General features: G+C 33.4%; 22 protein-coding genes and 5 tRNA genes. 26 read left to right on the top strand and 1 reads right to left on the bottom strand.

All coding sequences use genetic code 11. The features are described 5' to 3' along the window. From DG435_RS19930 to DG435_RS19920, 3 genes are all read left to right on the top strand, one after another. Entirely contained in the window at positions 1-1,242 is a 1,242-nt protein-coding gene (locus DG435_RS19930) for an ABC transporter permease (protein ID WP_106792237.1), read from the top strand. Between the two features lie 91 nt (positions 1,243-1,333). Further along, positions 1,334-2,695 (top strand): pyridoxal-phosphate dependent enzyme, encoded by a 1,362-nt coding sequence (locus tag DG435_RS19925; protein WP_106792238.1) that lies wholly within the window; start codon positions 1,334-1,336, stop codon positions 2,693-2,695. Positions 2,696-2,841: 146 nt separating this feature from the next. After that, positions 2,842-3,822: an AraC family transcriptional regulator gene (locus tag DG435_RS19920; protein ID WP_106792239.1), complete on the top strand. Its 981-nt coding sequence runs from the start codon at positions 2,842-2,844 to the stop codon at positions 3,820-3,822. 373 nt (positions 3,823-4,195) lie between these two features. On the opposite strand, the gene DG435_RS19915 is transcribed toward DG435_RS19920, so the two are convergent. Then, positions 4,196-5,050 carry a peroxiredoxin family protein gene (locus tag DG435_RS19915; RefSeq protein WP_106792240.1) on the bottom strand — a complete coding sequence of 285 codons (855 nt, stop codon included), beginning with the start codon at positions 5,048-5,050 and terminating at the stop codon, positions 4,196-4,198. 195 nt (positions 5,051-5,245) lie between these two features. Between DG435_RS19915 and DG435_RS19910 the strand changes: the two genes are divergently transcribed. The 23 genes from DG435_RS19910 (at position 5,246) to rpoB (ending at position 24,245) form a co-directional block, all read left to right on the top strand. Next, entirely contained in the window at positions 5,246-6,526 is a 1,281-nt protein-coding gene (locus DG435_RS19910) for a DUF2851 family protein (RefSeq protein ID WP_106792241.1), read from the top strand. A 29-nt stretch (positions 6,527-6,555) separates the two neighbouring features. Next, positions 6,556-6,777: a PspC family transcriptional regulator gene (locus DG435_RS19905; protein ID WP_024768898.1), complete on the top strand. Its 222-nt coding sequence runs from the start codon at positions 6,556-6,558 to the stop codon at positions 6,775-6,777. Next, complete coding sequence (locus DG435_RS19900) at positions 6,774-7,790, top strand: TrkA family potassium uptake protein (protein ID WP_106792242.1); 1,017 nt, start codon at positions 6,774-6,776, stop codon at positions 7,788-7,790. Before DG435_RS19905 ends, DG435_RS19900 begins: the two co-directional genes overlap by 4 nt. A gap of 99 nt (positions 7,791-7,889) precedes the next feature. Then, a complete protein-coding gene (locus tag DG435_RS19895; RefSeq protein ID WP_106792243.1) occupies positions 7,890-9,491 on the top strand; it encodes a sodium:alanine symporter family protein in 1,602 nt (533 codons plus the stop codon). A gap of 14 nt (positions 9,492-9,505) precedes the next feature. Beyond that, the gene (locus tag DG435_RS19890; RefSeq protein ID WP_108840657.1) at positions 9,506-10,384 is read left to right on the top strand and encodes a helix-hairpin-helix domain-containing protein; all 879 of its coding nucleotides are present in this window, start codon (positions 9,506-9,508) and stop codon (positions 10,382-10,384) included. 148 nt (positions 10,385-10,532) lie between these two features. Further along, positions 10,533-11,699, top strand: coding sequence for an acyl-CoA dehydrogenase family protein (locus tag DG435_RS19885; protein ID WP_106792245.1), 1,167 nt, complete (start codon positions 10,533-10,535; stop codon positions 11,697-11,699). Positions 11,700-11,928: 229 nt separating this feature from the next. Then, positions 11,929-13,320: an alpha-amylase gene (locus tag DG435_RS19880; RefSeq protein WP_106792246.1), complete on the top strand. Its 1,392-nt coding sequence runs from the start codon at positions 11,929-11,931 to the stop codon at positions 13,318-13,320. Between the two features lie 88 nt (positions 13,321-13,408). Then, positions 13,409-13,603, top strand: coding sequence for a 30S ribosomal protein S21 (rpsU, locus tag DG435_RS19875; protein ID WP_024768892.1), 195 nt, complete (start codon positions 13,409-13,411; stop codon positions 13,601-13,603). Positions 13,604-13,726: 123 nt separating this feature from the next. After that, on the top strand, positions 13,727-14,617 hold the full coding sequence (locus DG435_RS19870; RefSeq protein WP_106792247.1) for a tyrosine-type recombinase/integrase: 891 nt from the start codon (positions 13,727-13,729) through the stop codon (positions 14,615-14,617). 71 nt (positions 14,618-14,688) lie between these two features. Continuing rightward, complete coding sequence (hpf, locus tag DG435_RS19865) at positions 14,689-14,991, top strand: ribosome hibernation-promoting factor, HPF/YfiA family (RefSeq protein WP_024768890.1); 303 nt, start codon at positions 14,689-14,691, stop codon at positions 14,989-14,991. Between the two features lie 101 nt (positions 14,992-15,092). Beyond that, a tRNA-Thr gene (locus DG435_RS19860) sits at positions 15,093-15,166 on the top strand. Between the two features lie 129 nt (positions 15,167-15,295). Then, a tRNA-Tyr gene (locus tag DG435_RS19855) sits at positions 15,296-15,377 on the top strand. A 93-nt stretch (positions 15,378-15,470) separates the two neighbouring features. Next, positions 15,471-15,543 (top strand) — tRNA-Gly (locus DG435_RS19850). Positions 15,544-15,787: 244 nt separating this feature from the next. Further along, positions 15,788-15,859, top strand: a tRNA-Thr gene (locus DG435_RS19845). A 58-nt stretch (positions 15,860-15,917) separates the two neighbouring features. Further along, positions 15,918-17,105, top strand: coding sequence for an elongation factor Tu (gene tuf / locus DG435_RS19840; protein WP_024768889.1), 1,188 nt, complete (start codon positions 15,918-15,920; stop codon positions 17,103-17,105). A gap of 58 nt (positions 17,106-17,163) precedes the next feature. Beyond that, positions 17,164-17,236 (top strand) — tRNA-Trp (locus DG435_RS19835). Between the two features lie 102 nt (positions 17,237-17,338). Continuing rightward, positions 17,339-17,536, top strand: a complete 198-nt coding sequence (secE, locus tag DG435_RS19830; protein WP_101447739.1) for a preprotein translocase subunit SecE — start codon at positions 17,339-17,341, stop codon at positions 17,534-17,536. Positions 17,537-17,545: 9 nt separating this feature from the next. Beyond that, on the top strand, positions 17,546-18,100 hold the full coding sequence (gene nusG / locus DG435_RS19825; protein ID WP_024768887.1) for a transcription termination/antitermination protein NusG: 555 nt from the start codon (positions 17,546-17,548) through the stop codon (positions 18,098-18,100). Positions 18,101-18,175: 75 nt separating this feature from the next. Then, on the top strand, positions 18,176-18,613 hold the full coding sequence (rplK, locus tag DG435_RS19820) for a 50S ribosomal protein L11 (protein ID WP_106792248.1): 438 nt from the start codon (positions 18,176-18,178) through the stop codon (positions 18,611-18,613). Positions 18,614-18,631: 18 nt separating this feature from the next. Next, positions 18,632-19,327: a 50S ribosomal protein L1 gene (gene rplA / locus DG435_RS19815; protein WP_106792249.1), complete on the top strand. Its 696-nt coding sequence runs from the start codon at positions 18,632-18,634 to the stop codon at positions 19,325-19,327. Between the two features lie 2 nt (positions 19,328-19,329). Then, positions 19,330-19,851 carry a 50S ribosomal protein L10 gene (gene rplJ / locus DG435_RS19810; RefSeq protein WP_024768884.1) on the top strand — a complete coding sequence of 174 codons (522 nt, stop codon included), beginning with the start codon at positions 19,330-19,332 and terminating at the stop codon, positions 19,849-19,851. 69 nt (positions 19,852-19,920) lie between these two features. Next, positions 19,921-20,298, top strand: coding sequence for a 50S ribosomal protein L7/L12 (gene rplL, locus DG435_RS19805; RefSeq protein ID WP_106792250.1), 378 nt, complete (start codon positions 19,921-19,923; stop codon positions 20,296-20,298). A gap of 137 nt (positions 20,299-20,435) precedes the next feature. Continuing rightward, positions 20,436-24,245, top strand: a complete 3,810-nt coding sequence (rpoB, locus tag DG435_RS19800) for a DNA-directed RNA polymerase subunit beta (protein ID WP_106792251.1) — start codon at positions 20,436-20,438, stop codon at positions 24,243-24,245. The last annotated feature ends 97 nt before the right edge of the window (positions 24,246-24,342 follow it).

Here is a 24,342-nt window from a genome sequence, read left to right as displayed (position 1 = left end):
TTGAATTTCGAGTATTTTATTGCCAAACGCCTCATCAAAGGTAAGGAACATAAAAGTAGCATTTCGACTCCAATTATAAAAATTGCAATTTTTGCTATTGCTATTGGTATGGTCATGATGCTAATTACGGTTGCTACTGGTGTAGGACTACAACGCAAAATAAGAGAAAAAGTTGCTGCATTTAATGGACATGTATTAATTTCTAGCTTTGATAATAACAGTAGTGTAGAATCTCTTATACCTATATCCTCTGATCAAAACTTCTATCCAGAGTTTTCTGAAGTTGAAGGAATTGTTCATATGCAAGGTGTAGCAACCAAAATGGGACTTATACGCACAGCATCTGATTTTGATGGTGTGGTGGTTAAAGGAGTAGGTAAAGATTACAATTGGGATTCTTTTAAAGAATATCTTGTAGAAGGAAAAATACCCGATTTTACAGGGGAGCTTAATGAAGAAATTCTGTTGTCTTCACATATTGCAAATCGTTTAGGGTTTAGTATTGGAGATAAAGTAATCACATATTTTTTGAAAAAGAACACAGCTTCAAACTCAAAAACTTTTATTAGAGCTTTTGAGATTGTGGGGATTTATAATTCAGGGTTTTTAGAGTTTGATGAAACTTTTCTTTTTGCAGACATCAGACATGTGATAAAAATGAATAAATGGAAACCAGATGAGGTTGGTAATTTTGAAGTTTTTATAGATGATTTTGATCAAATTGATAAAAAAGGGCAGGAAATTTATGAAAATATTCCTTCTACCTTGGATAGCCAGACAATTTCATTAAAATATGCCACAATCTTCGAATGGTTAAAACTATTCGATCTCAATATTATTGGGATTATTGGGATTATTATTTTGGTTGCCGGTATCAATATGATTACTGCCTTGTTGGTTTTAATCCTTGAGAGAACTCCTATGATTGGGATCTTAAAAGCTTTAGGAACTAGTGATTGGAGTATAAGAAAAGTATTTCTTTATAATGCTGCATATTTGATTTTGATAGGACTGTTTTGGGGTAACCTTATCGGTATAGGCTTACTCCTCATACAAGAGCAATATGGGGTTGTAGGGCTTAATCCAGAGACGTATTATGTAAGTACGGCACCAGTTTATATTGATATAGGATATATTGTGTTACTTAATATAGGAACAATGTTATTGTGTTTGTTAATGCTACTTATCCCTTCATATATTATTGCAAAGATATCACCGACAAAGTCAATCCGTTTTCAATGATTTGTTATTCTTTCTTAAAAATTGCCAATCGATAATCTAGGTCGTATCTTTGCCATGTTAAAATACCCAATGGGGTTGTAAATTATATCGAGTGGAATACGCAAAAAACATACTAGAGACTATTGGTAATACACCATTAGTCCAATTGAATACACTGGTGAAAGATGTAGATGCTTTAGTGTTGGCTAAATATGAAACTTTTAACCCTGGGAATTCTGTAAAGGATCGAATGGCTTTAAAAATGATAGAAGATGCAGAAGCAGATGGTCGATTACAGCCAGGAGGAACTATTATAGAAGGGACATCAGGAAACACTGGAATGGGGCTAGCATTAGTAGCTATCATAAAGGGGTATAAACTGATTTGTGTAATGGCAGATAAGCAATCTAAGGAAAAAATGGATATCCTTAGAGCAGTAGGAGCAAAGGTAATGGTTTGTCCAACTAATGTAGAACCAGATGACCCAAGATCATATTATTCGGTTTCTAAGAGATTGGCAGAAGAAACTCCAAATTCATGGTATGTTAACCAGTATGATAACCCTTCGAATGCACAAGCACACTATGAAAGTACAGGTCCTGAAATTTGGAAACAAACTGATGGTAAAATAACACATTTTATTGTTGGAGTAGGTACCGGAGGTACTATATCTGGTGTAGGGAAATATCTAAAAGAAAAAAATCCAAATATTAAAATCTGGGGAATAGATACCTATGGTTCTGTTTTTAAAAAATACCATGAAACTGGGATTTTTGATGAAAACGAAATTTATTCTTATATCACAGAAGGTATTGGAGAAGATATTTTACCAAAAAATGTAGATTTTTCAGTTATCGATGGATTTACCAAAGTAACAGATAAAGATGCTGCGGTATATACTCAAAGACTAGCAAAAGAAGAAGGAATGTTTTTGGGTAATAGTGCAGGAGCAGCTATAAAAGGATTACTTCAATTAAAAAAACATTTTACCAAAGATGATGTTGCTGTTGTCTTATTTCACGATCATGGTAGCAGATATGTAGGGAAAATGTTTAATGATGATTGGATGCGAGAAAGAGGTTTTCTGGATGAAGAAGTATATACAGCCGATGATTTAGTAAAAAATCATATAGAAAAACCTTTGGTTACTGTTAAAACAGAAGAACTGGTATCACATGCTATCGAGCGTATGCGTAAATTTAAAATTTCCCAAATACCAGTAGTTGATAGTGACGGATTTGTTGGTTCTGTAGACGAAAGTGCTCTTTTTACTGCTTTTTTGGATGATAAAAATACGGGTAGTACACCAATCAAAGATGTTATGAAAGATTCTTTTCCAATTGTAAATGCTAAAACTTCACTTGATGAGATATCCAAGCTTATTAAAAATGGAAGTTCTGCTGTTTTGGTTGAGTTAGAAAACGGAAAACACCATATCATAACAAAGTATGATGTTATTAGTCATATAAAATAAATTCTTATATTTAAATAATAATTCTCCCCTCTATTAGCTTTTTTTGTAAGCTAATATAGGGGTTGTTTTTATGTCTGTTTATTTTTTGTAGTTGCCAGGAATACATCTACATAGACTAAAAAAGATAAGTGTAAAATGATGGTAGTATGTGTAAATATTTGTTTGATTTTTCTGATATTGACAAACTAAGTGACTATTTTAGATCTCAATTAAGCCCAGGTAGTTCTACTGATCAAATTTATTTTCCTCCTGAAATTGGAGAAGGGTATTTATTGTATTATAAAATATCTCCAGAGGTCTTTCTTATCATAAACAATTATAAAGCTAATACAGATATTGAATATGTTAGACGGCCAATCGATGAAAAAGATATTATACTTCACTTTAGGAAATATGCTTTAGATCATCAGTTAGAAGAAGATCAAATTATAAGTCGATATTCTGATAGCTATACTCCAGGTAATATGAGATGTATGGATGCTCGACAAGGAGAACAAGTCTTTATTCCAAAAGGAGCAGAAGTTAAATCTACCATGATTATATTAAAAAGCTCATATACCAAGCCTTTTTTTATAAAGAATAACGATATGGCAGAAAAGCTTGATAATTATATTCGTTATTCTCACCAACATATTAATAAGTTTTATCTTTCTTATAAGCAATCAAGTCTTTTTGATCAGATTGTACAACCGGATGTTGACAAGATAGAGAACTATCTTTATTTTCTTTCTCGAGGTGTGCGGTTATTAGAAACTTTTTGGAAAGATGTATTAAGATGGGAGACAGAAAGTAATCCTTTTAATATCAATTGTGGGCAAGTTGGTAGTATTTATAAAGTGAGTGATTATCTCAAAAATAATCTTAAAGAACCTTTTGTGGGAGTTGATCAATTGGCAGCTATGGCACATATGAGTCGCACGAATTTTTTTAATATGTTTAAAGAAATTCATAATCAGACTCCATTAGAATTTTTTAATAATAAACGACTAGAGATTTCTTATAATATGATTATCGGAGAAGGATTATCAATACGTGAAGTAATGGATACGCTTAATTATTCTAATTCTTCTAAATTTAAAAAAGCATTTTTTAATAAGTTTGATATTTACCCTGATATGAATTCGTAATACGTAAAGCTTGGATTCTGATTTCCTTATTTTTTTGAATACGTATAAAAATAAAGATGGTCGCCAAAAATGGCAACCATCAATAACCTAACACAAACTCAACTTAGCTTAGGGTTTTGTAATCTTAATATTTTTAGAATGAATTAATTTTCCCTTTAATTCATAGCAAAGTAAAGAAATGAATTTGTGGTTAAGTTTTCCATTAATACATAAAATCTTACCAATAGTACATTTTTGTAAGGAATTAACTTGATTTTAAGAATATTAAGTAGTAATCGTACTATTTAAAAGGAGTTAGTTCTGTGTTTTTTGTCTTTATTGCAACTTCAACCTTCTTTTTTTAGGGGGTACTAACTAATGTTAGTATTTTAAATTAAAAATTTTGTTGGTCGAGAATTTTTAAAAATATTTCTGGTTCTGGTCGTACTCTATAATTATTAGTGAGATCAGCAAAGATTATTTTTCCTTCTTTATCCGTTATGATTACCGTTGGCATTACAGTATCACTATTATATCCTAATGTCTGGAAACCCATAGGAAGACCATTTTTTGAAAAAATTTGTAGTTGTTTAGCAACTTTATTTCCTTGATCAACCAAATAATTAAAATCTAATCCGAATTTTTTTGCCAGAGACTTAGTGTGCTTATGAGGCTGGGGGCTAATAAGAACTATGTTTACATTTCTTTTTTCAAGCTCTTTATATTGTAAAGCAATTTCTTTGATTTGTGCCATACATAATGGACACCAATTTCCGCGATAGAATAGAAAAATTGATGGGCTACCTATAAACTTAGAAGTGTTTACACTATTTTTTTCTGGATCCTGTAATTCGAGTTCTGGTAACCGGTTACCTACTTTAATAACCGTATTTTGTTCTCTATTATTAAAAGTAGAATACCACCTTATATATAATATCCATCCTAAAAACAAACCGATTCCTGGCAGAGATCCATTTAAATCTTGTTCGATAACACCCCCAAATAGTAGGCTAATTAAAAAACCAACAGCTATAAGAAGCGTGTATTTTTTTAGATTGGCATCTGTTCGCGCAACAGGTTTTATAAAAAACAAAATGAAAAGTGTTGCGATAGAAAACGAAATTAGTAATCGTCCTATATATCTATAAGATACTCCATGATTAATAAGATGTATAACACTGTCAATAGCAAAGTAAAGAGCAATTACAGGGAAAACAGATATGAAAATAGACTTTAGAACATTGGTCATTTATATGCTGATTTGAGAATTAGTCAATGTTATTCGATAGAGCTTACAAGATTCTAATAAATTTTAGTATTTTCATAATCTAAATTTTAGAAAAGCTATTCTCCTTATTTTCTATCCTACCCGAAATATATAATAGCTAATACCACCTGTTGGTTTACAGGTAGGTCTGATAATTATAAATAATATATAGAATATATGACTGAGGATTTCTTACAATACCTTTGGAAATATAAAAAATTTGAGTTTGTAGACCTTAAAACAACAAGGCATGAGGAGCTTGTACTTCAGCAAGTAGGGACTCATAATATAGAAAACTCTGGACCTGACTTTTTTAATGCAAGACTCATTATCCAAGGTCAGAAATGGGCAGGAAATGTAGAGGTGCATATCAGATCAAGTGATTGGTATGTTCATAACCACGAGAATGATCCTGCATATGATAATGTAATTCTTCATGTGGTTTGGGAAGATGATATAGAAGTTTATAGAAAAAACAACTCGATTATACCCACATTACAACTTAAGGAGTATGTAAGAGAAGAGTTAATGATTGGCTATAAAAAACTCTTTAATAAAAGTGCTCAACAATGGATTGGTTGTGACAAGCAACTTCCAGAAGTTTCTGGTTTTATGCTGTCGAATTGGCAAGAAAGGTTGTACTTAGAGCGACTAGAAAAGAAATCGACTTTAATTTTGAAACTTCTAAAGGACTCTGCAAACAATTGGGAAGCTGTGTTGTTTAGACTACTGGCCAAAAATTTTGGCCTGAAAACAAATGGAGTTGCTTTTTTGAGTTTGGCGAATTCAATTGATTTTACCGTACTTAGAAAATGTACAGATCACCCGGAAGAATTGGAAGCCTTGTTTTTTGGCCAGGCAGGTCTCTTAGAGAATGATATAAAAGTACCGTATTTCAATACCCTGAAGAATGAGTATCAATTTTTGAAAAATAAATTTAAATTGAATACCAATGGAGTAGAACCATTACATTTTTTTAGGTTGAGACCACCTAATTTTCCAACCATACGATTGGCGCAGTTGGCAATGTTATATTTTAAAAACCATCAACTTTTTAGTAAAGTGATCAATGGTAATACTATAGATGATTTTTATACTCTTTTTAATGTAGAAACAAGCGAATTTTGGCAAAACCATTATACTTTTGAAAAAGAATCAAAGACAAGTAAGAAGAAACTAACAAAATCATTTATTGACTTGTTGTTGATCAATACGATTATACCTATAAAATTTGTTTATGCCAGAAGTATGGGGCAAAACTCCGAAGAAGATATTTTTGAATTAATTTCTCAATTACCTTTTGAAAAAAACAGCATTATTAGCAATTTTATGGACTTAAAAGTACCAATTGAAAATGCAATGCATTCTCAAGCTATGATCCAACTCAAAAATACATACTGTGACCAAAAAGCATGTTTAAAATGTGCAATCGGGAATTATTTATTAAATGGTGAATAGAATTTAGGATAATATAATTATTTTGCGACATGCTTTATAATCTAAGACAATTTTTAGAACGTAACGGGTTTTATGTTTCTTCCAGGTTAGCCGATAGGTTAGGGATGCGTGCTAAAAATGTACGTTTGTTCTTCATTTATTTAACCTTTGCTACTGTAGGCTTAGGTTTTGTAATATACCTTAACCTGGCATTTTGGTTAAAATTAAAAGATTTGGTTTACACTAAACGAACTTCAGTATTTGATCTATGAGAAAGATGTATAGATGGGGAGTGCCAAAAATATATATTGCATTAATTTTATTAATTATAGTAGTTGCTATCGGAGTACTGGGGTTTCGATTTTTTTCTAACTATTCCTGGGTAGATGCTTTATACATGACAGTTATTACTTTGTCTACTGTAGGCTTTGGAGAGGTTGCACCGTTGGATGATAGTGCAAAGCTATTTACTGTATTTCTTATTTCTACTAGTGTAGCCATATTTGCATATTCTGTATCCGTAATAACAGAGTATATTATAAGTAAAAATGACCCTAGAAGAGTTCAATACCGAAAAACACAAAAAATGATACATCATATTGAGAATCATATTATTATAATTGGTTATGGCCGTAATGGTAAACAAGCTGCTGCCAAATTGTTAGCATACAATAAGCCATTTGTTATTATCGAAAAAGACGAAGCAGTAATAGAAAGGTATCAAAATGAAAATCTGTTTTTTCTAAAAGGTAATGCTACAGAAGATGAAGTGTTAACAGAAGCGGGTATTAGGAGAGCTGCTTGTTTAATATGTACATTACCAGAAGATGCAGATAACCTGTTTATTGTACTTTCTGCAAGACAAATTAATAATGAACTTAAAATAATTAGTAGAGCCTCTCAAGATGCTTCTTATAAGAAAATTCGATTAGCAGGAGCAGATAATGTTATTATGCCAGATCGTATAGGAGGAGATCATATGGCATCATTAGTAGTGGTTCCCGATTTAATAGAATTTTTGGATAACCTTTCTATTGTAGGTAAAAAATCTATAAACATTGAAGAAATTTCTTTTGAAGATATGTTTGATGATAAAATAGAAAGAACCATCCTGGATATTGATATGAGATCAAGAACAGGATGCACTATTATAGGTTACAAATCACCAGAAGGAGAATATATTGTAAACCCAGAAGCTAATACACTATTAAAACCAAGTTCTAGGATTGTAGTTTTAGGTCGCCCAGAACAAATTAATCTTTTAAATAAGGAGTTCGATATTTGAGAGTTAGAAATATTTAACATCTAAAAAAATTGTAAACAAATGTTTTTTTTACCATCTTGCTCACTTCTTAACAATTAAATTCAATTAATTCACAATATCATGAAGAGAATTCTTCTTTCACTTTTAGCACTTACCATTCCATTTTTAACATTCGCACAAGAGGTCACAGAAAAAGGTCTTGATCAGAAAATAGATGAAGGTTTTAAACCTGTATCCGATTTTTTCTCTGCGGTAATTTTCTTTGAGGTTTTTGAAGGTGCTCCATTCGTTATTATATTATTAGTATTAAGTGCCTTGTTTTTTACTTTGTATTTTGGTTTTCCTAATTTCAGGTATTTTGGAAAAGCCATTAATGTGGTGCGAGGTAAATATGATGATGTTGAAGGACATAGCTTAGGAGATCCATCAGCTGCGGTAGATGGTGATATAAAAGATACAATACGTGATGAGTCTAAGGAAGGAGAAGTTAGTCATTTTCAAGCACTGGCAACAGCAGTTTCTGGTACTGTGGGTAACGGTAATATTGCTGGGGTAGCTTTGGCAATTGCACTTGGAGGACCAGGAGCAACATTTTGGATGATTATCTGTGGATTATTAGGAATGTCTACTAAGTTTGTAGAATGTACTCTTGGAGTTCAATATAGAGATGTAGGAGAAGATGGTACTATATATGGAGGTCCTATGTATTATTTAAGTAAAGGATTAAAAGAAAGAGGATTTAAAGTTCTAGGGAAAATTGCAGCAATTGTATTTGCTATATTTTGTATAGGAGGATCTTTTGGTGGTGGTAATGCGGCACAATCTAATCAGGCTACCGTTGTTTTGAAGGAGCTTTTAGATCTTCAAAGTACAGGAGCAGGGTTTTGGATTGGAATAGTCCTGGCAATTCTTGTTGGAATTATTATTATTGGAGGAATTAAGCGTATCGCTTCGGTAACAGAAAAGGTAGTTCCTTTTATGGCTATCTTATATTTGTTAGCTTGTTTATATATAATTTTTGGTAATTTTTCTTTAGTAGATGATGCTATTGGTTTGATTATTAGCGAAGCTTTTAATCCAACAGCTATTGGAGTAGGAAGTATTATTGGAGTTTTATTAGTTGGTTTTAAAAGAGCTGCATTTTCTAATGAAGCAGGAGCAGGTTCGGCATCTATTGCGCATTCTGCAGTAAAAACTAAATACTCTGCCAGTGAAGGGCTTGTTGCTTTGCTAGAACCTTTTATTGATACAGTAGTGATATGTACAATGACTGCATTAGTAATTATTATTTTCAATTTTGGAGGAGCATTTGAGTATGGAGGTGATGGTTCTGGAGCAGTTTTTATTGATGGAGTATCCTATGAAGGTGCAGGAATAACTTCTATGGCCTTTGCAAAATATATACCTTATTCTAATGTGTTTTTAACTATTGCGGTAGTATTGTTTGCGGTGTCGACTATGATTTCGTGGTCGTACTATGGTTTACAATCTTGGAAATTCTTATTTGGTAGAGGTAGAGCTGCTGATTTAACTTATAAATTATTGTTTTTAACTTTTGTGATAATTGGAGCAGCAGCTAGTATGAGTTCTATTTGGGCATTCTCTGATGCAATGATTTTTGCAATGGTGTTTCCGAATATGATTGGATTATTCTTCTTATTTCCTGTAGTTAAAAAACAACTTGCAAGATATTTTGAAGCTATAAAAGCATCTAAAAGCTAAGAAAGCTATTCTTTATGAATTATAAAAAATCCCATTTCGAAATACATTCACGTTTTCGAAATGGGATTTTTCTTTTATCAATTATTTTATTTGTTGTACTTATAGGATATTATTTTTATCCAAAATCTCCTTCGCCAAAGCATAATTTTGCTGAGTTGACCTCTTTTCAGCAACAGATAGACTCCCTTAAGAGTATTGCCGAACAACAAAAAAAAGAGTATCGTCTACAATCTTTTAATCCAAATTTCATTTCCGACCACAAAGGATATGTACTAGGACTTTCTACAAGAGAGCTAGATAGGCTTCATGCATACAGAAAAGATGATAAATGGATCAATTCTATTGCTGATTTTAAAAAAGTAACCCAAGTTTCAGATTCAGTTCTTGCAGTTATCTCTCCTTTGTTTAAATTCCCAGAATGGACAAAAAAGAGTAATGCTACAGTACATAGAAAATACCCTAAAAAGAAATTTCCTGCTAAATCATATGATCAGAAAAAAGATTTAAACACGGTTTCTGGTGAAGAACTTGAACAAAGTGTTGGTTTGCCTGATTTTGTAGCAGACAGAATAATTAGATATAGAAATAGTGTGGGAGGTTTTACTCTTGATATTCAACTTGAAGATGTTCACGGTCTATATGATTATCAGAAAGATAAAATTTTATCCATGTTTACTGTTAAAACTCCTAAAAAGATAAAAAAAATAAATATCAATACTGCATCAGTCAATGAATTAGTAGAAATACCTTATTTCGATTTTGAAATGGCGTTGGATATTAAAGAATTTATTGAAGACAATGGGAATATTTCAAACTTTAATGAATTAGGAAAGATTGAGGGTTTTTCTCTCAAAAAAATAGATAGAATAAAGTTATATTTGACATTGAATTAAGAATCATTAAAAAATTGCTGCGAATTTTGATAAATCATTAAAATAATAATTGATTCATAAGCCCATTTTATGGATTTAGGTTTTATTGTATTGAGGAAGCAGTCATTATGAGTAGTAATATGTTAACTAAAAAAACGAAGGTTGTCATATGAATAGTATGTATTTTACAGAAGAACACGAATTATTTAGGCAAAGTCTCAGGGAATTTCTGAAAAAAGAAGTAACACCACATATAGACAAATGGGAAAAAACTGGAGATATTGACCGGTTTATCTGGGAGAAATTTGGTGAAATGGGGTACTTTGGAATTGCGTATCCAGAAGAATACGGTGGACTAGATCTCGATCTGTTTTATACTGTGATACTTTTAGAAGAGCTTCAAAAGATTAATTCTGGTGGTTTTGCTGCTGCTATATGGGCACATGCATATTTAGCGATGACTCATATAAACAAAGAAGGTGATCATAGAATTAAGGAAATGTACTTAAAACCCAGTATATCTGGTGAGAAAATAGGATGTTTAGGTATTACAGAGCCTTTTGGAGGTTCTGATGTTGCAGGAATGAGAACTACGGCAGTAAAAGAAGGAGATCATTATGTAATTAATGGATCTAAAACTTTTATTACTAATGGAGTTTATAGTGATTATATGGTTATTGCTGCAAAAACAAATCCCGAATTAGGAAATAAAGGAATAAGCATCTTTGTTATTGATAGAGATACTCCAGGAATTTCTGCTACCAAATTAGAAAAGTTAGGATGGAAAGCTTCTGACACAGGAGAAATTGCTTTTGATAATGTGAAAATTCCTGCACACAACCTAATGGGAGAAGAAAACAAAGGGTTTTCATATATTATGCAGCATTTTGCTTTAGAAAGGTTGATAATGGGAGTTAATGCACATGCACGAACAGAGTATGCATTAGAATATGTTATAAAATATATGTCTGAGCGAGAAGCTTTTGGGAAGACAATTGATAAATTTCAAGCATTAAGGCACACTGTTGCAGATATTGCAAGTGAGGTAGAAATGTGTAAAGAATTTAACTATTCTGTAGCTAAGCGACTTAATGATGGAAAATATGTGGTAAAAGAAGCTAGTATGTCTAAGTTAATTTCTACCAAAATTGCTGATGAAGCAATATACAAATGTCTGCAACTATTGGGGGGCTATGGATATATGGAAGAGTACCCAATGGCAAGGCTATTTAGAGATAGTCGATTAGGCCCAATAGGAGGTGGGACTTCTGAGATATTAAGAGAAGTAATTGCTAAGATTATAATTGATAAAAAAGAATATAAAGCTGCAACGTAGATAATATAGATTCTTTAGATAAAATTTTATATACCAAAACCTCGGGGGAAACCTCGGGGTTTTTTTATTGTTTTAGGAATATATAATGTAGATTGATGTTTTTTACTTGTAAAAAATAATGAAGTTTAAAGTTTTATCAACACGCAAACGTTTGCGTGAAATTTCAATCGTTTTCGGCTTTTATAAAATACTTAATTTGATAAAAATTTAACACAAATATTAGCTAATTATGAAAATCAAAACATTTTTTTATGGACTTCTCACTATAACGTTTTTGTTTATAAGTTGTAGTAAAGACGAAGTTTTAGACGTAGCAGAGCCAGAGGCTGTAGATCTGCAAGAAGAAGCCTCTTCAAAAGCACTAAAACAAATTGGTTCGGGAGTAATGATGCAAGCCTTCTATTGGGATGTGCCTGCAGGAGGTACCTGGTGGAATGTTGTAAAAGGAAAAGTAGGAAGTTGGAGCAATGCAGGTATTGATGCAATCTGGTTACCGCCAGTAAGTAAAGGTCATGGAGGAGCAACCACAATGGGGTACGATCCTTTTGACTTTTATGATTTTGGTGAGTATAATCAAATGGGGACTACCGAAACCAGATTTGGTTCGCGCTCAGAATTAACCAGTTTAATTACTGCTGCACATAATAATAGCCTAAGTGTAATTGCTGATATAGTAATCAATCATAATAGCGGAGGAGATTCTGAAGCTAATATTTTTACTAACTCTAATACATATACAGACTATAACCCCCAATCTGGATTATTTGAAAGAACCCAGTATGATTTTCACCCAAATGATTACCATAATAATGATTCTGGGGTTTTTGGAGGTTTTGCCGATATTTGTCATCACAAAAGTTATGTGCAAGATTGGTTGTGGAAACGATCAAATTCTGTAGCCAAATACTATAAAAATACAATGAAGTTTGATGGTTGGAGGTTTGATTATGTAAAAGGATTCGAACCTTGGGTAGTAAAAGACTGGAAAAATGCAGTAGGTGGATTTACTGTAGGAGAATATTGGGATGGGAATGCAGGAACGTTGGATTCGTGGTCTCAGCAAGCTGAAGCAAATGTTTTCGATTTTGCTTGTTTTTATAGAATGGTTGATGCTTTCGAAGGAAATGATTTAAATAAATTAAGTGGAGATATGATGTGGAAGAGAAATGGTATGAGAGCAGTAACTTTTGTGTCAAATCATGATACTGAAAGGGAAAACACGAAAATTTTAAACGGAAAAATGCTAGCCTATGCATACATTTTAACTCATGAAGGATATCCCACGATTTTTTATAGAGATTATGAGGATTGGTTGGATAAAAATAAAATGAATAATCTAATTTGGATTCATAACAATCTTGCAGGTGGAAACACAACAAATCTTTGGACAGATAATGACGAGTATATCGCTAGAAGAAATGGAGGAGGTGGTAAAAATGGTTTAGTGGTTTATATTAATAATTCAAATTCATGGCAAGAAAGATGGATCCAGACAAATTGGTCAAATAATAAAATTAAAGACTATACGGGCCATTCGGGATGGGAGCCAACTACTCAGGGAGATAAATGGGTTAAGATTCAGGCACCACCAAAAGGCTATTCTGTTTGGTCTTTGAAATAATATTAAATATTATTGAAGAAAACTTTGTGGATAATAGTTTTGTATTATCTTTGCACACTAATTATTTCTAAAGAAAGGAGGTGCCACTATGTTAATTATACCAGTTAAAGACGGAGAAAATATAGATAGAGCGTTAAAACGTTTTAAGCGAAAATTTGATCGAACAGGAACGATGCGTCAGCTTCGTAAACGCCAAGCGTTTTCAAAACCTTCTGTTGAAAGAAGAGCGCAGATTCAAAAAGCGCAATATATTCAACACTTAAGAGATCAAGAAGAAATTTAAAAGTAAATAACGTTGTCTTTATAATGTTTCTTTATTGTAAGAAGCTAGATGCCGTTTTTCAGTATAAATTTTAACCGTTAGGATGCCAAAAGTTTTATACTTTTGTTTTCTAACGGTTTTTTTATGTTTATTTCTGAATTTATAGAATATTTACTTCACGAAAAAAATTATTCTAAGCATACAGTAACGGCTTATAAAGCAGATTTACTATCTTTTTTAGAGTTCTATCAGATAGAATATAATACTTCTGAGATAGCCGAAGCAAACTATGCTCAGATTCGTTCCTGGATTGTTAGTCTTGTTAATGATAATATTTCTAATCGAACGATAAATAGAAAAGTATCCTCTCTAAAAACGTATTATAAGTTTTTGCTTAAGTCAGAACAAATAGATAAGAACCCTCTGGCAAAACATCAAGCTTTAAAAGCGCCTAAAAAGCTCCAAATACCATTTTCTGCACAAGAAGTAGAAGATGTTTTGAGAGGTTTGACAGATGATCGGGATTTTGAGAGTGTTAGGGATAGGTTGATTGTAGAGCTTTTTTATGCTACAGGGATAAGAAGAATTGAATTAGTGGATCTTAAGCTGTCTGATATAGATATAAATAGGAAGCAAATAAAAGTTTTAGGGAAACGTAATAAAGAAAGATATTTGCCGCTTCTTTCGTCGGTTTGTGATACGTTAAGGTTGTATTTGACCGTAAGATCTGATTTGATTACAAGTCAGGAACCTTCCTTTTTGCTTTTGACAAAAAAAGGAGTTAAAATCTACGAAACACTTGTATATCGCATTATAAATAGTTATTTTAGTAAGGCATCTTCTAAAGTAAAAAAGAGTCCGCATATTTTAAGACATTCTTTTGCGACACATTTGCTAAATGAAGGGGCAAACCTAAATGCTGTAAAAGAATTGCTTGGACATTCCAGTTTAGCTGCTACTCAGATATATACTCATCATAGTGTAGCTCAGTTAACAAAAGTATATAAGCAATCTCATCCAAGAAATAAAAAATAAAAGATGAGTTGTTAGCTTTATCAATCTTTTTTGGCTTAAAATTTTGTTCAACCTAATAAAACTAACAACCTATGAAAGTGAACTTGCAGTCCGTAAATTTTAATGCAGATCAAAAGTTAGTGGATTTTACTCAAACTAAATTAGATAAGTTAGAGACTCATTTTAATCGAATAATTCACGCAGATGTATTTTTGAAAGTTATGAATACAAGTGGTAAAGAAAATAAAATTACAGAGATTTTGTTAAGTGTGCCAGGAGATGAATTTATAATCAAGAAAGTTAATAAATCTTTCGAAGAAGGTGTGGATGAGTGTGTTAGTTCATTAGAAAGACAGCTTAGAAAACGTAAAGAAAAATTAAATACACATGTTTGATTATTTTTTTTGAAAAATAGTTTTGTGAAAGAAATAAATTCTATACATTTGCAGTCCGTTAGAAATAGCGGACTTTTTTATGTTCTAAAACATAGTGAAAAGCCGATGTAGCTCAGCTGGCTAGAGCAGCTGATTTGTAATCAGCAGGTCGTGGGTTCGAGTCCCTCCATCGGCTCTAAAAAAGCTAATTTTTTTAATAAAAAGGAAAGCTTTTTGAATAGAATTTTGAATTGTAAAATAAATGACTATTTTTGCGCACTCAAAATTCAATAAGTTCATTTTAAAATATTGAATTTTTTTAATTGGGGAGATACTCAAGCGGCCAACGAGGGCAGACTGTAAATCTGCTGACTACGTCTTCGCAGGTTCGAATCCTGCTCTCCCCACATAATTTAAAAATTAGCATTGATTAAAGATGCTTTTTTTTTAAGAAGTTAAAAATAAAATTCTGTTCTGATCCTTTATGTTCAGGACTAAAAGCGGGAGTAGCTCAGTTGGTAGAGCGTCAGCCTTCCAAGCTGAATGTCGCCAGTTCGAACCTGGTCTCCCGCTCTAAGAATTTTCTTTAACCGATAAATGATTTTCTTTGAATTTTATATGTTCGGTAAAAGAAAGCAGGATGAAAAACTTGCATAGAGAGTGAAGCCTTATTTTTGGGGTTTTTAGCTTTAAAATAGAGCAAATCTTAATTATGAACTAATTAAGGTTGGATTTTTAACATAAATGTAATGATTGATCGGATTCCTTTCTTATGCTAATGAAAGTGCTCTGATTTGTCATTATACTCGTGTAAAAAGCCGGTGTAGCTCAGGGGTAGAGCGTTTCCTTGGTAAGGAAGAGGTCACGAGTTCAAATCTCGTCATTGGCTCTAGGTTCAGAATTTTAAATTGAACACTAATATATAACTTAGATTAAATAAATTAATTATGGCAAAGGAAACTTTTGATCGTTCCAAACCGCACTTAAATATTGGTACTATTGGACACGTTGATCACGGTAAAACGACTTTAACTGCTGCGATTACTAAAGTATTAGCAGATGCAGGTCTTTCTGAAGCAAGAGATTTCGATCAAATCGATAACGCTCCTGAAGAAAAAGAAAGAGGTATTACTATTAATACATCTCATGTTGAGTATCAAACGGAGAATCGTCATTATGCACACGTTGATTGTCCAGGTCACGCCGATTATGTAAAGAACATGGTTACTGGTGCTGCTCAAATGGACGGAGCGATCTTAGTAGTTGCTGCTACAGATGGTCCTATGCCACAAACACGTGAACATATACTTTTAGGTCGCCAGGTAGGTATTCCTAGAATCGTTGTATTCCTTAATAAAGTGGATATGGTTGATGATGAGGAATTATTAGAGCTTGTTGAAATGGAAGTAAGAGATCTTCTTTCTTTCTATGAGTATGACGGTGATAATGGTCCTGTAATTTCTGGATCTGCACTTGGAGCTCTTAATGGAGAACAAAAATGGGTTGATACTGTGATGGAGCTTATGGCTGCTGTAGATGATTGGATCGAGTTACCAAAGCGTGATGTTGAGAAAGATTTCTTAATGCCGATTGAAGATGTATTTTCTATTACTGGTCGTGGTACTGTTGCTACAGGTCGTATAGAAACAGGAATCGCTAATACAGGAGATCCAGTAGAGATTATTGGTATGGGAGCTGAAAAGCTTACTTCTACTATAACTGGTATCGAAATGTTCCGTCAGATCCTTGATAGAGGTGAGGCTGGAGATAATGCTGGTATCTTATTAAGAGGAATTGAGAAAACTCAAATTTCTCGTGGTATGGTAATCACTAAGCCTGGTTCTGTAACTCCACATAAAAAATTCAAAGCTGAGGTGTATATCCTTAAGAAAGAAGAAGGTGGACGTCACACTCCATTCCATAATAACTACCGTCCTCAGTTTTATGTACGTACAACTGATGTAACAGGAAATATTGCTCTTCCTGATGGAGTTGAAATGGTAATGCCTGGAGATAACTTAACAATTACTGTTGAGCTAATTCAGACTATTGCAATGAATGTAGGTCTTCGTTTTGCAATCCGTGAGGGTGGTAGAACAGTAGGTGCCGGTCAGGTAACTGAAATTTTAGACTAATACAATATAGTATATAAAAGTTAAGGTATTCGTTGATACGAATACCTTGACTTATGTTACGGGTTTAGCTCAGTTGGTAGAGCACTGGTCTCCAAAACCAGGTGTCGGGAGTTCGAGTCTCTCAACCCGTGCAAAGTCAATCAATATTGTTTATAGTACGATATCGATTGTTGTAATAATGAGTTTTATAACGAAATTAAAATTTGTTTTAATTCGTTTAAAAAATAAATAAGATGGCTGGACTAGTAAATTACATTGCAGAATCATATAACGAGTTAAAGAATCATGTGACTTGGACCCCTTGGGCAGAAGCACAAAGACTTACTTTGATTGTAATCGTTTTTTCGGTTATTTTTTCCCTAGTTATATGGGGTATAGATACTGCATTTAGTAATGTGATAGAATATTATTTTTCTTTAGTTAAATCTTAAATTGTTAAAATGGCTGAAGTAGATAATACGAAGAAATGGTACGTGGTAAGAGCGGTAAGCGGTCAGGAAAATAAAGTTAAAGACTATATTGAGCGTGAGATTGCTCATATGGGACTTGAAGATTATGTTTCGCAGATTCTTGTTCCTACAGAAAAAGTAGTGCAAATCCGTAATGGAAAAAAAATAAATAAAGAAAGAGTGTATTTTCCTGGTTATGTTATGATAGAAGCTAACCTTTCTGGAGAAATACCACATATAATTAAATCTATTAATGGTGTAATAGGTTTTCTTGGTGAAGTAAAAGGAGGAGATCCTGTGCCGCTAAGAAAGGCAGAAATTAATAGAATGTTAGGTAAGGTCGATGAACTTGCAGTTAAAACTGATAATGTTGCGATTCCTTATACAGTAGGAGAAACAGTAAAAGTTATCGATGGACCATTTAATGGATTTAATGGTACTGTTGAAAAAGTAAATGAAGAGAAGCGTAAACTTGAAGTAATGGTTAAAATTTTCGGAAGAAAAACACCATTAGAATTAAGTTATATGCAAGTAGAAAAAATATAATAATTGTTACATTATAGATCCAGAGTTGTTCTTTTGCTTCCACTTATAGAACAATTCTAATTTAAAATTAGAAAAATGGCAAAAGAGATAGGTAAAGTAGTAAAATTACAAGTGCGTGGAGGAGCGGCAAACCCATCCCCACCAGTTGGACCTGCTTTAGGTGCTGCCGGAGTAAATATCATGGAATTCTGTAAGCAATTCAATGGTAGAACACAAGATAAAGCGGGTAAAGTATTACCAGTTGTAATTAATGTGTACACAGACAAGTCTTTTGACTTTGTTATTAAAACTCCACCAGCAGCTGTTCAGATACTGGAAGCAGCAAAACAGAAAAAAGGTTCTGGAGAGCCTAATCGTAAAAAAGTAGCTAGTGTTACTTGGGATCAAGTTCGTGCAATCGCAGAAGATAAAATGCAGGATTTAAATGCATTTACTGTAGAGTCTGCTATGAAAATGATTGCTGGTACCGCTCGTTCAATGGGTGTAACTGTAAAAGGACAAGCTCCTTTTTAATCCAAAAACGTTTACAAAATGGCAAAAGTAACTAAAAAGCAAAAAGAAGCGAAAGCTAAGGTTGATAGCAACAAAGCATATTCGGTAGAAGAAGCTTCTTCTTTAATAAAAGAAATAACAAGCGTAAATTTTGATGCTTCTGTAGATCTTGCTGTTCGTTTGAACGTAGATCCACGTAAAGCGAATCAAATGGTACGTGGTGTGGTAACATTACCTCACGGAACAGGAAAAGATGTTAAAGTATTAGCATTAGTAACACCAGATAAAGAAGCTGAAGCAAAAGAAGCTGGCGCTGATTTCGTTGGTCTTGATGAATATCTTGATAAAATCAAAGGCGGATGGACAGATGTTGATGTAATCATCACTATGCCTAGTGTTATGGGTAAATTAGGACCATTGGGTAGAGTATTAGGACCTCGTGGATTAATGCCTAACCCAAAAACAGGAACAGTAACTATGGATGTTGCAAAAGCAGTTTCTGATGTAAAGGCTGGTAAAATTGATTTTAAAGTAGATAAAACTGGTATTGTTCACGCAGCAATAGGTAAATCTTCTTTCGACGCCGATAAAATAGCTGGAAATGCTAAAGAATTATTAACAACATTAGTAAAGTTGAAACCACAGACTGCAAAAGGAATATATATTAAGTCAATATATATATCTTCTACAATGAGTCCTGGTGTAGAGATTGATACTAAAAACTATGCTGGGTAATTATGACAAGAGAAGAAAAATCACTAGTAATTGATGACTTAACTGCTCAGTTAGCTGATAACACTAATATCTATTTAGCTGATATTTCAGGTTTAGATGCAGGAACAACTTCAAATTTACGTAGAGCTTGTTTTAAAGCTAATGTATCATTAAAAGTAGTTAAGAACACACTCCTTGCAAAAGCAATGGAGAATTCAGATAAAGATTTTGGAGAATTACCAACAACATTAAAAGGTAATACATCCATTATGTTTGCTGAAACCGGTAATGCACCAGCAAAGGTTATTAAGGAGTTTCGTAAGAAATCCGAAAAACCTGTATTAAAAGGAGCATTTATAGAAGAGGCAGTATATGTTGGTGATGAAAACTTAGACGCTTTAGTTAATATTAAATCTAAAGAAGAAGTTATCGGAGACATTATTGGTCTATTACAGTCACCTGCTAAGAATGTTATTTCAGCATTAAAGTCAAGTGGTGGTACTATAGCCGGTATCCTTAAAACATTATCCGAAAAAGAAGGATAATTAATAGTAGTGTACGCACTTTTTAACAATTATATTTCAATTAAAAAAAATTATTTAAAACGATAGAAAATGGCAGATTTAAAAGATTTCGCAGAACAATTAGTTAACTTAACAGTAAAAGAAGTTAATGAATTAGCTGATATATTAAAAGAAGAATACGGTATCGAACCTGCTGCTGCTGCAGTAGCTGTAGCTGCTGGCGGTGGTGCTGCTGGTGGAGATGCTGCTGAAGAAAAAACAGAATTTGATGTAATCCTTAAGGCTGCAGGTGGTGCTAAACTAGCTGTTGTGAAACTTGTAAAAGAACTTACTGGTCTTGGTCTTAAAGATGCTAAAGGATTAGTTGATGAAGCTCCTAAAGCAATCAAAGAAGGAATATCTAAAGATGAAGCAGAAGCTCTTAAAGCACAATTAGAAGAGGCTGGAGCTGAGGTTGAGCTTAAGTAAGCTTACCATATATTGACATATAGGTTTAGACCCATCATGCAATGATGCCTGATGAGGTCTAAACCATTTTGCGTATATAAACATTAAGTTGTAAAATACGCACCCTTTTTTAAATTTTAATTTAATTCCGTCCATTGATGTTAGCAACGCAAACTGAAAGATTGAATTTCTCTTCTGTAAAGAATAGACCTGATTATCCTGACTTCCTAGATATTCAGATCAAATCCTTCCAGGATTTCTTTCAACTAGAAACAAAATCTGAAGAAAGAGGAAACGAAGGTTTATATAATACCTTCATGGAAAACTTCCCGATTACGGATACTCGTAATCAATTTGTACTAGAGTTTTTAGATTACTTTGTAGACCCTCCAAGATATGATCTGCAGGAGTGTATAGAAAGAGGTCTTACCTATAGTGTACCTTTAAAAGCCCGTCTAAAATTATTCTGTACAGATCCAGAACACGAAGATTTTGAGACTATTGTTCAGGATGTGTACCTAGGTACAATTCCTTATATGACACCCAGCGGTACTTTTTGTATTAATGGGGCAGAGCGAGTAGTCGTATCTCAATTACACCGTTCGCCAGGAGTATTCTTTGGACAATCATTCCATGCCAATGGAACTAAATTATATTCTGCAAGAGTAATTCCTTTTAAAGGTTCTTGGATAGAATTTGCTACCGATATCAATAGTGTAATGTACGCTTATATCGATAGAAAGAAAAAATTACCGGTAACTACGCTTTTCCGTGCAATTGGTTTTGAACGTGATAAAGATATTTTAGAAATATTTGACCTTGCAGAAGAGGTAAAAGTTTCTAAATCCGGATTGAAAAAAGTTTTAGGACGTAAGTTAGCAGCTCGTGTATTGAATACATGGCATGAAGATTTTGTGGATGAAGATACAGGAGAAGTTGTATCTATTGAGCGTAATGAGATCGTTTTAGACCGTGATACTATTTTGGATAAAGATCACCTTGACGAGATTATAGATTCTGGAGCAAAAACTATTTTGCTTCATAAAGAAGATAATCAAAAAGGAGATTATGCAATTATCCATAATACTTTACAAAAAGATCCTACCAACTCTGAAAAAGAAGCGGTAGAACATATATACCGTCAATTACGTAATGCAGAACCGCCTGATGAAGAAACTGCAAGAGGTATTATTGACAAGTTATTCTTCTCTGATCAACGTTACAACCTTGGTGAAGTAGGTCGTTATAGAATGAATAAGAAATTGGGACTTGATATCGCAATGGATAAGCAAGTGCTTACCAAAGAAGATATTATTACCATCATAAAATACTTAATAGAGTTAATTAATTCTAAAGCTGAAATTGATGATATCGATCACCTTTCTAACCGTCGTGTTAGAACAGTGGGAGAACAATTATCACAACAGTTTGGTGTTGGTTTGGCACGTATGGCTCGTACCATCCGTGAGCGTATGAATGTTAGAGATAACGAGGTATTTACACCAATTGATTTGATCAATGCTAAAACCTTATCATCTGTAATTAATTCGTTCTTTGGTACAAATCAGCTATCTCAATTTATGGATCAAACAAATCCATTAGCAGAGATTACACATAAGCGTAGACTTTCTGCTCTTGGGCCTGGAGGTTTATCAAGAGAACGTGCTGGATTTGAGGTTCGAGATGTACATTATACGCATTATGGTCGTTTGTGTCCAATTGAAACTCCTGAAGGACCAAATATTGGTTTAATATCATCATTAGCCGTTTTTGCTAAAGTAAACTCTATGGGATTCTTAGAAACTCCATATCGTAAAGTTACTGATGGTAAGGTTGATGTAGCAGAATATAGATATTTAAGTGCAGAAGAGGAAGAGGAGAAATTGATAGCGCAAGCTAACATTCCTATGACCGATGAAGGAAATATTACTACAGATAAGGTAATTGCTCGTATGGAAGGTGATTTCCCGGTAATTGATCCAACTAATGTAAATTATGCCGATGTTGCTCCTAATCAAATAGCATCTATTTCTGCATCTTTAATTCCGTTCTTAGAACATGATGATGCAAACCGTGCATTGATGGGATCAAACATGATGCGCCAGGCAGTGCCATTATTAAGAGTTGATGCTCCTATTGTAGGTACAGGATTAGAACGTCAGGTAGCTTCGGATTCTAGAGTATTGATTAATGCTGAAGGAGAAGGAGTAGTTGAATATGTAGATGCACAAAAGATTACCATTAAGTACGATAGAACAGAGGAGCAGAGAATGGTAAGCTTTGATAGTGATTCTAAAACATATGAATTAATAAAATTCCGTAAAACGAATCAAGGTACTAATATAAACCTTAAACCAATCGTTAATGTTGGCGATCGTGTTAAAAAAGGTCAAGTATTATGTCAAGGATACGCTACAGAAAAAGGAGAACTTGCACTTGGTAGAAATATGAAAGTAGCCTTTATGCCTTGGAAAGGGTATAACTTTGAGGATGCGATTGTGATTTCTGAAAAAGTAGTACGAGAAGATATCTTTACTTCGATTCATATTGATGAATATTCTCTTGAGGTTAGAGATACTAAATTAGGTAATGAAGAATTAACTAATGATATTCCTAACGTTTCAGAAGAAGCTACTAAAGATCTTGATGAAAACGGAATGATCCGTGTTGGTGCAGAAATCAAACCAGGGGATATTCTTATTGGGAAAATTACTCCGAAAGGAGAAAGTGATCCTACTCCAGAAGAGAAACTGTTAAGAGCAATCTTTGGAGATAAAGCAGGAGATGTTAAAGATGCTTCTTTAAAAGCTTCTCCTTCTTTACATGGTGTGGTAATTGATAAAAAATTATTTGCCCGTGCTATAAAAGATAAGAGAAAACGTTCTCAGGATAAAGAAGATATTGAGACTTTAGAAAGATCATACGATACAAAATTCGAATTACTAAAATCTGAATTGGTAGACAAATTATTTGCTATCGTTGGTGGTAAAACTTCTCAGGGAGTTATGAACGACCTAGGAGAAGAAGTGCTTCCTAAAGGTAAAAAGTATACTCAGAAAATGCTTAATAGTGTTGATGATTATGCTCACCTTACTAAAGGAACATGGACTACCGATGATGCTTTAAATAGTATGGTTGCGGATCTTATCCATAACTACAAGATTAAAGAAAATGATTTACAAGGTAATCTTCGAAGAGAGAAATTTACAATCTCTGTAGGAGATGAATTACCTTCTGGAATTATAAAACTTGCTAAAGTTTATATCGCTAAGAAACGTAAGCTAAAAGTAGGTGATAAGATGGCAGGTCGTCACGGTAACAAAGGTATTGTTGCTCGTATTGTAAGAGAAGAAGATATGCCATTCTTAGAAGATGGAACACCAGTAGATATCGTATTAAATCCACTTGGGGTACCATCTCGTATGAACATTGGTCAGATTTATGAAACAGTATTAGGATGGGCCGGACAAAAATTAGGTAGAAAATATGCTACCCCGATTTTTGATGGAGCATCTTTAGATCAGATTAATGAATTTACAGATGAAGCGGGAATTCCAAGATTTGGACATACCTATCTTTATGATGGAGGAACGGGAGATCGTTTCCACCAGCCAGCTACTGTAGGTGTGATTTACATGCTTAAGCTTGGTCACATGGTAGATGATAAGATGCATGCACGTTCTATAGGTCCTTACTCGTTGATTACTCAACAACCACTTGGTGGTAAGGCTCAATTTGGAGGTCAGCGTTTTGGAGAGATGGAAGTTTGGGCGCTAGAAGCTTATGGTGCTTCTGCAACCTTACGTGAGATATTGACGGTAAAATCTGATGATGTTATAGGAAGAGCTAAGACATACGAAAGTATTGTTAAAGGTGAACCTATGCCAGAACCAGGATTACCAGAATCTTTTAATGTATTAATGCACGAATTAAAAGGTCTGGGTCTGGATATCAGATTAGAAGAATAGTAAATGCTAATTCGTACCCTGAGAGAAGTCGAAGGGTACGAATGAAACATAAAACTATTCAATTTTAAATTACAATAATTCTTTAGCAACCATATAT

Source organism: Aquimarina sp. Aq78, from assembly GCF_900299525.1.
Taxonomy (GTDB): Bacteria; Bacteroidota; Bacteroidia; order Flavobacteriales; family Flavobacteriaceae; genus Aquimarina.
This window is presented reverse-complemented; position numbering and strand designations above follow the sequence as displayed.

Excerpts from the sequence above, each read along its gene's own strand:
- DG435_RS19920 (WP_106792239.1), top strand. The coding sequence starts at position 2,842 with ATGTGTAAATATTTGTTTGATTTTTCTGATATTGACAAACTAAGTGAC.
- DG435_RS19915 (WP_106792240.1), bottom strand. The coding sequence starts at position 5,050 with ATGACCAATGTTCTAAAGTCTATTTTCATATCTGTTTTCCCTGTAATT.
- DG435_RS19910 (WP_106792241.1), top strand. The coding sequence starts at position 5,246 with ATGACTGAGGATTTCTTACAATACCTTTGGAAATATAAAAAATTTGAG.
- DG435_RS19905 (WP_024768898.1), top strand. The coding sequence starts at position 6,556 with ATGCTTTATAATCTAAGACAATTTTTAGAACGTAACGGGTTTTATGTT.
- DG435_RS19900 (WP_106792242.1), top strand. The coding sequence starts at position 6,774 with ATGAGAAAGATGTATAGATGGGGAGTGCCAAAAATATATATTGCATTA.
- DG435_RS19895 (WP_106792243.1), top strand. The coding sequence starts at position 7,890 with ATGAAGAGAATTCTTCTTTCACTTTTAGCACTTACCATTCCATTTTTA.
- DG435_RS19890 (WP_108840657.1), top strand. The coding sequence starts at position 9,506 with ATGAATTATAAAAAATCCCATTTCGAAATACATTCACGTTTTCGAAAT.
- DG435_RS19885 (WP_106792245.1), top strand. The coding sequence starts at position 10,533 with ATGAATAGTATGTATTTTACAGAAGAACACGAATTATTTAGGCAAAGT.
- DG435_RS19880 (WP_106792246.1), top strand. The coding sequence starts at position 11,929 with ATGAAAATCAAAACATTTTTTTATGGACTTCTCACTATAACGTTTTTG.
- rpsU (WP_024768892.1), top strand. The coding sequence starts at position 13,409 with ATGTTAATTATACCAGTTAAAGACGGAGAAAATATAGATAGAGCGTTA.
- DG435_RS19870 (WP_106792247.1), top strand. The coding sequence starts at position 13,727 with ATGTTTATTTCTGAATTTATAGAATATTTACTTCACGAAAAAAATTAT.
- hpf (WP_024768890.1), top strand. The coding sequence starts at position 14,689 with ATGAAAGTGAACTTGCAGTCCGTAAATTTTAATGCAGATCAAAAGTTA.
- tuf (WP_024768889.1), top strand. The coding sequence starts at position 15,918 with ATGGCAAAGGAAACTTTTGATCGTTCCAAACCGCACTTAAATATTGGT.
- secE (WP_101447739.1), top strand. The coding sequence starts at position 17,339 with ATGGCTGGACTAGTAAATTACATTGCAGAATCATATAACGAGTTAAAG.
- nusG (WP_024768887.1), top strand. The coding sequence starts at position 17,546 with ATGGCTGAAGTAGATAATACGAAGAAATGGTACGTGGTAAGAGCGGTA.
- rplK (WP_106792248.1), top strand. The coding sequence starts at position 18,176 with ATGGCAAAAGAGATAGGTAAAGTAGTAAAATTACAAGTGCGTGGAGGA.
- rplA (WP_106792249.1), top strand. The coding sequence starts at position 18,632 with ATGGCAAAAGTAACTAAAAAGCAAAAAGAAGCGAAAGCTAAGGTTGAT.
- rplJ (WP_024768884.1), top strand. The coding sequence starts at position 19,330 with ATGACAAGAGAAGAAAAATCACTAGTAATTGATGACTTAACTGCTCAG.
- rplL (WP_106792250.1), top strand. The coding sequence starts at position 19,921 with ATGGCAGATTTAAAAGATTTCGCAGAACAATTAGTTAACTTAACAGTA.
- rpoB (WP_106792251.1), top strand. The coding sequence starts at position 20,436 with ATGTTAGCAACGCAAACTGAAAGATTGAATTTCTCTTCTGTAAAGAAT.